7 protein-coding genes and 1 riboswitch are annotated in these 7,753 nt (G+C 60.5%); of the genes, 6 read left to right on the top strand and 1 reads right to left on the bottom strand.

The features are described 5' to 3' along the window. Positions 1 to 481, bottom strand: a 481-nt coding sequence (locus MOV76_RS37495; RefSeq protein ID WP_247266458.1) for a hydroxyethylthiazole kinase, incomplete at its 3' end; no start/stop codon positions are given. A gap of 50 nt (positions 482 to 531) precedes the next feature. Beyond that, positions 532 to 628: riboswitch (TPP riboswitch) on the bottom strand. Positions 629 to 1,320: 692 nt separating this feature from the next. On the opposite strand from MOV76_RS37495, the gene MOV76_RS37490 reads away from it, so the two are divergent. The 6 genes from MOV76_RS37490 to MOV76_RS37465 all read left to right on the top strand — a co-directional run. Further along, on the top strand, positions 1,321 to 1,959 hold the full coding sequence (locus MOV76_RS37490; protein ID WP_247266457.1) for an invasion associated locus B family protein: 639 nt from the start codon (positions 1,321 to 1,323) through the stop codon (positions 1,957 to 1,959). 12 nt (positions 1,960 to 1,971) lie between these two features. After that, complete coding sequence (locus tag MOV76_RS37485) at positions 1,972 to 3,693, top strand: ShlB/FhaC/HecB family hemolysin secretion/activation protein (RefSeq protein WP_247266456.1); 1,722 nt, start codon at positions 1,972 to 1,974, stop codon at positions 3,691 to 3,693. An 11-nt stretch (positions 3,694 to 3,704) separates the two neighbouring features. Next, on the top strand, positions 3,705 to 4,172 hold the full coding sequence (locus MOV76_RS37480) for a hypothetical protein (RefSeq protein WP_247266455.1): 468 nt from the start codon (positions 3,705 to 3,707) through the stop codon (positions 4,170 to 4,172). Positions 4,173 to 4,218: 46 nt separating this feature from the next. Further along, positions 4,219 to 4,770, top strand: coding sequence for a hypothetical protein (locus MOV76_RS37475; protein ID WP_065277705.1), 552 nt, complete (start codon positions 4,219 to 4,221; stop codon positions 4,768 to 4,770). Positions 4,771 to 4,872: 102 nt separating this feature from the next. Next, complete coding sequence (locus MOV76_RS37470; RefSeq protein ID WP_018448580.1) at positions 4,873 to 5,559, top strand: hypothetical protein; 687 nt, start codon at positions 4,873 to 4,875, stop codon at positions 5,557 to 5,559. Between the two features lie 175 nt (positions 5,560 to 5,734). Next, positions 5,735 to 7,753 (top strand): filamentous hemagglutinin N-terminal domain-containing protein (locus tag MOV76_RS37465; protein WP_247266454.1); only part of this gene is annotated, 2,019 nt, incomplete at its 3' end.

Genomic DNA, 7,753 nt, shown 5'->3' with positions numbered 1-7,753 from the left:
GCTGACGCTCAGCCAGCCATCGCGCAGAACCTTCCGCCTGTTCGACCGGGTCGCGGCTGTCGACGCCCAGGCCGCGGCTCTCTCCGCCGGCCAGGGCGATGATTTCGGAGGCGTTGCCGCGGATGATGGTCGGACGCAGCGCCAGGAGGTCGGCGACCGCGTTGCGGCGGAAAGCCGTCGCATAATGCGCGACCGGATCGAGCACCCAGGGCTTGCCGGCTGATGTCGCGGCCTTCGCCGCCGCCTGCATGCCGTCGATCCATTGCGTCGACAGCGTGCCGATATTGATTGTCAGCGCGCTGGCGATCCCGGCGAATTCGCCGGCTTCCTCAGCGGCGTGCACCATGGCGGGCGAGGCGCCGGATGCAAGCAGAACATTTGCGGCAATGTTCATGGCGACGTAATTGGTGATGCACTGAACGAGCGGCGGCTTTTCCCGCATCGCCTTCAGCATCGCTCCTGGTGTGGTCCTGGTCTGCATATGGCCCCTTTCAGGCGGGGGCGGGCACGGGGCGGTTCGTGCGGGCTAAGCCGCGACCCCGAGCGACTCCCTCCGCCGGCATTATCCGGTTCAGGTTCGAAGGGTGCTTCTCAGCCCGTCTTTCGACGAACGCCCCTGTCTCTCATCGCGCTCTTTTTCGCAGAGAACGGGCCTGATGTCATCCTGAAAATGACAATTCTGCGACCGACCCGGCGCGACGATGGCTATGGATGATTTATGGGTCTGGATCGCCCTTCATGAAGGACGAGAGATCGCCGCCGATTCGTGTCTTGACCAGGTTTTCCCGAATGTCGTCTGCGGGTTCTGTTCCGGGCTGCCCTCGTCGTTGCCGTTTTGCCATGCGGCTGTCCTCTCCTTTTCGAGAAGAATAACAGTAGCAACCGTGGGTGCAATGAATTTCTAAAATACATCTCTGTATTTGTGAGGAGCATCGAGAAAAACGCAGATGCCGGAGCGGCTCTTTTCTTCGAAGGAACGAGGCTCATCTTTTCAAGACTTCGCAGCAGTGTGGATAGTGCGGAATTATTCATCCTATCCGTTCATCTGTCGAATTTTCAATGCAAACGGGCAGGTGGACAGCTTCGCGTAAGTTGCGCGTCGTCTCATGGTCCTCGCCAATCGGTTTTATTCGAGCGTTGAAATCTCTTGGCGAATTCGTTGAGGGCGAGTCTCAGCCAAGGCAAGACTTAATCTCCCAGAACGTGAAGTAAATATCTAACGGAAACTTTACCGTGCTGACACGCTTAGGTTGACTAAATGACGGATTGTAGCGATACGGCTTTACACGCGAATAAAATCTTCCTGAAGTTGTATTTTCAATGAGAAAATTTTTGAGAATCGGCATGAAGCGGACTCGTCCGACTATCGCCCCTGTTTTGATATTCATTGCTTGTGCCAACCCGGCTTCTTCGCAATCACCTGTTCCGGCCGATCAAGGACCGGAACAGGTGCAGGCGCCCGCTCAACCGGCGCCGACCATGAAATCCCAGAAATTCGACGACTGGTATTATCGCTGCACCGGTTCGGCAGGCGCTGAGGCCTGCGAAGTCGCCCAGGTCGCGCAAGTCACCAAAGACGGCAAACCCGTCAATATCCTGACGTTGGCGATCGCAGCTTCGCCGGCCGGTTCCCAGGGCAAGGGCGAAAAGGGCAAGGGCGACAAGGGCAAGCCGCGGCTGATGCTGACCGCCCTTCTGCCGCTCAACGTCTTCCTGCCCTCCGGCCTGTCAATCAAAGCCGATGGTAAGCCGGTCGCCAAACTCGACTATCGCAATTGCAACCAGTCCGGATGCTGGGCGCAGCAGGCGCTGGATACGAAGACGGCCGCGGCGCTGAAGAAAGGCTCTAGTGCTGAAGGGCTGGTGCGGCTGATGAACGGCCAGGACGTCAATATCCGTTTCTCGCTGAAAGGGCTGAAGCCGGCCCTCGACGAACTCCAGCCCACTGCCGTGAAGTAGCCGAATTTCAAGATGACGACAGACATTCGATCCTCCCTGGTTGTCGGCGCCGTCCTCATGATCGGTGCCGCTTCCGCCCACGCACAATCGCCGGCCGACGATTTTAACCGCCGCCAGGAAGAGCAGACGCAGTCGCAGCGGCTGGATGCGCTTCGCCGTGCCACACCGGGCGGCAGCGCGGATGGGGAAAACGGATCTTTGCCCGCAGGCCCCGGAAATGGCGCCTGTTTCGACATCACGCGTGTCGAGATCGATGGGGCAAACCTGCTATCGGCACAGGAGATCGGCAAGGTGACCGCACCTTACGGCAACCGATGCGTCGGCCTCGCCGAGATCAATGCGGTGCTGCGCGATGTCACGCACCTCTATATCGATCATGGCTATGTGACCTCGCGGGCCTATGTGCCGCAGCAGGATATCGCCAAGACCAGGATCCTCCGCCTGCTCGTCGTCGAAGGCACGCTCTCGGACATCTATCTCAATGGCCAGAAAGTCGTCGGCAGCGGTTCGCTGGCGACAGCCTTTCCGGGCCTGATCGGCCGGGTCGTCAATATCCGCGATATCGAGCAGGGGCTCGACCAGATGAACCGGCTGCAGGCCAACGACGCCAAATCCGCCATGCTGCCCGGTCCCAACGACGGAACGTCGATCCTGAATATCGAAAACCGCCCGGGCCGACCCTGGCATGTCTCCCTCGGCAACAACAATATGGGGCAGGAAAGCACCGGTTTTTCCCGGAGCTCGGCATCGCTGGGCTTGGACGACCTGCTTGATATCAACGATCAGTGGAACTTTTCATACGAGCATAGCGGTCCGGACTATCCGTGGCGCAATGACGGAAAGGGATATGGCAACAGCTATTCTGGCAGCGTCAGCGTCCCCTACGGTTACTCCACTGTCTCGCTGAACGGCTCCTGGTACCAATATGAAAGTGCGGTCGAAGGAAATTTCTCATCGCTCGAAACCTCGGGCAACTCAGGGCAGGCAGGTCTCGGCATTGATCGCGTCGTCTTGCGCGACAAGGATTCGATCACGACTGTCCGCAGCAGCCTGACCTATAAACAGACGAACAACTTCCTGCTCGGCAATCTGATCGAGGTCGGCAGCCGCCGCTATACGGTCGGCGAGATCGGTATTTCCCATTCCCGCCGCATGTTCGGCGGCATCTGGGTGTTCGATGCCAGCTACGACAAGGGGCTCGGTCTCTTCGATGCCGTGGAACCGGGCGATCCCGGCGCCGGCAACGCCGATCCGCGATTTTCAAAGTTCAACGCTACGATCAGCGTGACGCAGCCGTTCACGCTGGCCGGTAGGCAGCTCGAGCTGACCTCGCTGCTCAGCGGTCAATATTCCCCCGACAATCTCCTTGGCGCGGAGCAGATCTCGCTTGGCAGCTACAGCAATGTCCGCGGCACGCGCGAAAGCGTGCTGTTCGGCAATAACGGCATGTTCAGCCACAACGAGATCGTCTGGAGAACGAAATCCAACGAAAGCGGCGATGCAGTCGCGAAGGTCCTCGGCGAGCTGCGCCCTTACCTCGGCCTGGACTACGGCCATGTCTATTCGCAAAAACGCTTCGACATGACGGGGGGCGATCTCGCCAGCTGGACGGCCGGTATCCGCGCTGTCGGCGGCAATATCAGCGCCGACCTCGGCTATTCCGACATCGTTGCAAGCAGCCTCGACCAGGTCGACGGCGGGCTCTTTTATTTCAGCGCATCCACTCATTGGTAACGGAAGCAAAAATGACCACCGGCAATATTTCGAAGAATGATCTCACTCAGACCTTTTCGACATCGACAGCGCTGATCCTTGCCCTTTCCATCTCGCTTGCCGGCTGCGCCGGCCGGGAGGCCCGGCCGGTCGCTTCGACCAACCCGACCGACAGCGCGTTCGATTGTGCCGGCATCGCGCGTGAATTCGAGGCGAACGAACGGCAGATCACGTCGACAGTGAAGGAGCGGACGGACGCGCAGGGCAAGAATATCGTCCTCGGCGCGACCGGCGTCCTGCTGTTTCTGCCTGCGCTGTTTTTCATGGATCCGAAATCCCCCGAAAAGGTCGAGATCGATGCGTTGCGCAACAGGAACAATGTCCTGACCAGCATTGCCAAATCGAAAGGGTGCCTCGCGCCCAAGTCCCAGTTGACCGAGCTCTACAAGCATCTCGACGCCAAGGCCAAGCCTGCATCGTCGTCGGACAACAGGAACTGAATTTCGCTGACACTCGAACCCTATGCCTGAATCCCGGAGTTTCTCTATGCGTATCGTGCGTTTTCTAACCCTTCTCCTTCTGGCGGCGACACTTGCGTCCTGCGTCACGACGACCGATCCCCGGCTAATTGCGGCCCTTCAACGAACCTCGGTGCGCGAAATCCGGATTGAGTTGGCCCCCGACGTCAAGACATTCGGTTTCGGCGACAAGCCGGACCAGCAGGTCCAGGAGGCGGTTCGCACGCTTCAGGCGACGATGGCCAAGGAGTTGATCGGCGTGCCCGGCGGACCCACGCGCGGCAGGCTGGTCGTGACGCTGCACGTCTTCGATGTCACCACCAAGCAGGCGCGGATCATCGGCGGGCATGACAGCATGATCGATGGGACCGTCCGGCTGGAAGACGCCAAGACCGGGCAACTGATCGCCGAAGCGCAAAACATCCATGGCGAAGATCTCTCCATGCGCGGGAGCGGCTACGGCGTGATCGTCGCGGTTGCGATCAACGCGGCGACGACGTCAGGGGCGCCTGACATCATGGCGCAGCGATTGTCGAAATCCTTCACACGCAATGTGAAGACGTGGCTCACCCAGAAATAGTCCTGCGATGCAGCAGTCATATTGTCGAACCCGAAAGAGGATGGCAACCGGGCCTCGCCGGGGTTTGAATCCCCTGTCCCAATCGAAATGGAGAAATTTCGTATGAACAAAAGGCTTTTTGCGGCTGCGGGATTGAGCGTCATAGCGGTGCTGCTGGCTTCATGCGGCGGGGCAAAAGATCCCGCGATGGTCGCCAGCGAAAGAGTGGCAAAATCCACTGAGATTCTGAACGAAAGAAAACAAAAAGGCGCGTTGATCCTGGCGCGCTTTATCTATCCCGGCTTGTTCGGCCCCATGCAATGTGCCGGCCAAATTCGTCTCCGCAAGCTCGTCGACGGCGAACCTGACAAGGTGGCTGCTCCTGAAGATGTCTGGAGCGGTTTCAAATGGCTATTGCCTGAGCAAAGCAAGCCGGCGGATATAAACGGCAATCTCCTGAACCCTGTCGGCAACGCGAAGGAGTACGAACGCGTTTTGCATCCGATCGCGCCCGGTACTTATGTCGTGACCTACGCCTCCTGTCAGATGTCTTCGCCAAACGGAACGATGACGCTCGAGGCTGGCGGCGATCATGGCGGACTGTTCAGCTACATCAGCGCCTTGGAAGGTGCGAGCAAGATTACGATTGGCGAGGGCCAGATCGTCGATGCCGGATACTTCCGTGTGCAGGGGACGAAGACCCACCCCGTCGTGGTTGGGCAGGAAGCAAGCCAGGCCGAGCGCGAGGTCATGAGGGAAGTTCTTCCGGGAGCCTATTCCTCCATCACGTTCAAGAAGTTCGGGGACTAGGCACGCCGGACGCCCACGGGGACGCGCCAAATCGCGTCCATTTTGTTCGGATTGCATTTACCTCAAGCACAGGCAGAAGTTGACCGTCATCAACGGCTATGGTTTCGGTCAGCTAGGAAATTGCAACTAATGCGGGATTTATCCGCCGCATGGATTTAGGTCGCGGAAGGCAGTGATGAGCGAAGAGCGGTGCAAGTCGACGACAACATGTGGCGTCGCCGGAGCAAATGGAAGACCTAGTCGCAGGCTGGCACGTCTCGCCCGGCAATCGCTCGCGCTCCTGCTGAGCAGTTTGCTCGTGTTTCAGCCGATGCTTGCCAATGCCCAATCTGTGTCGGCAAGCGGCGCCGCGCCCGCCGCCAACCAGCCGGGCGTCGGCGCCGCCCCGAACGGCGTGCCGCTGATCGACATCGTCACCCCGAATGCAACCGGCTTGTCGCATAACAAATACGACAATTTCAACGTCGGCACGCCGGGCCTCATCCTGAACAACTACAAGGGCGAGATCGGCAATTCCAATCTCGGCGGCGTCACGCCGGGCAATCCTAATCTGAATAATTCTGCTCCGGCATCGGTCATCCTCAACGAGGTGACCAGCGGCAATCGCTCGGCTTTGAACGGCCCGACCGAGGTGTTCGGCGGCCGGGCGGATGTCGTCATCGCCAATCCGAACGGCATCACCTGCGATGGCTGCGGCTTCATCAACACGCCGCATGCAACGCTGACCACAGGCGCGCCGCAGATTGGGGCCGATGGCAAGCTCAACGGCTTTATCGTCAATGGCGGGGATGTCACCATTGGACCGAACGGCGGCAACTTCGCTGCCGGGCCCGGCGCGGTCGATCTCTTCGACATCGTCTCGCGCGCGGTCCACGTCAACGGCCCGGTCTATGGCAAGGACCTGCGCGTGACGGCGGGTGCATCCAACTTCGACTACGCGACGGGCAATTCCCAGGCGCTCGCTCCGATCTCCGGCACACCGGAATATGCGATCGACGGCACAGCCCTCGGCGCCATGCAGGCCGACCGCATCAAGATCGTCGTCACCGAAAAGGGCGCCGGCGTGCGCATGAGCGGCAATCTTGCGGCAAACACCAACGAATTGTCGCTGTCGGCCGACGGCAAGATCTCGCTCGGCAACGTCTCCGGCCAGCAGGGCGTTTCTATCTCCTCGAAGGCGAAGGTGACGGCCGCCAAAGTGGCGTCGAAAGCAAAGGTCGCCGTTCAGGCGGATCAGGGAATTACCCTGGATACGGTCGCCGCCGACGGCGACATCCTGCTTTCGAGCGGCAGCGGCCTGTTGAGTGTCGGCGGAGAGGCCAACAGCGCCGCCAACGTCCTGATGTCGTCGGGTGCCGGCATTGCCGCCGGCAGCGTAATCGCCGGCAATGCGCTCACCCTGTCCAGCACGTCGGGTGATATTCAGGTCGGCGATGCGGTAAAGGGCACAGGGGCGCTCTCCATCACCGCCACGTCAGGCTCGATCGCCGCAGCCTCGCTTGTCAGCGGCAATGACATCACGCTTGCCGCCGGCGCCGATATCGGCATCTCCGGCGATATGCTGGCGCAGGGCAACGTCACGGCTTCAGGCCGTTCGATCTCGGCCGATACGGTCGTCTCGGGCCTCGACATCGCTGCGACGAATGCGGCGTCAAATGGCAGCACGGTTCTATCGGGGGCCGGCGACATTCAGCTTGCCGCCGGCAGCGGCGCCGTCGATGTCGACGCGCTCCTGTCGGCCGGCGATACGTCGGTCACATCAGCGGCGCTGACGGTCCAGAGCGTCATCGCGCATGGCGCCATCGCGATCAACGCGGCCACTGACGTCAGCGGTCAGATCCTCAGTGGCGGCAACATCGGCCTCACCGGCTCGGCCATCGCAGCCGATGCGATCATCGCCGGCATCGACTTTGCCGCGACCGATGCGGCCGGCGGCAATATCGTGCTGACGCAGAGCGGCGATCTCTCCCTTGCCGCCGGCGGCGACATCGATGCCGGCACCCTGCTTGCGGCAGGCAATCTCTCGGCTTCCGCCACCAATATCGGTGCAACGGCCATCACCGGTCATGGCGCGATCGCGCTTTCCGGCAACACTGACATCACCGGCCAGCTCCTCGGCGCCGGCGATGTATCGATCATCGGCGGCTCGATTGCGGCGGGCACGATCGTCGCCGGCATGGACTTTGCCGCCACC

The organism is Rhizobium sp. PRIMUS64, assembly GCF_023006465.1.
Classification (GTDB): domain Bacteria; phylum Pseudomonadota; class Alphaproteobacteria; order Rhizobiales; family Rhizobiaceae; genus Rhizobium; species Rhizobium leguminosarum.
The sequence above is the reverse complement of the archived record's forward strand: the minus strand, read 5'-3'. Positions and strand labels throughout refer to the sequence as shown.

Coding starts and splice junctions, on each gene's coding strand:
- MOV76_RS37490 (WP_247266457.1), top strand. CDS start 1,321: ATGAGAAAATTTTTGAGAATCGGCATGAAGCGGACTCGTCCGACTATC.
- MOV76_RS37485 (WP_247266456.1), top strand. CDS start 1,972: ATGACGACAGACATTCGATCCTCCCTGGTTGTCGGCGCCGTCCTCATG.
- MOV76_RS37480 (WP_247266455.1), top strand. CDS start 3,705: ATGACCACCGGCAATATTTCGAAGAATGATCTCACTCAGACCTTTTCG.
- MOV76_RS37475 (WP_065277705.1), top strand. CDS start 4,219: ATGCGTATCGTGCGTTTTCTAACCCTTCTCCTTCTGGCGGCGACACTT.
- MOV76_RS37470 (WP_018448580.1), top strand. CDS start 4,873: ATGAACAAAAGGCTTTTTGCGGCTGCGGGATTGAGCGTCATAGCGGTG.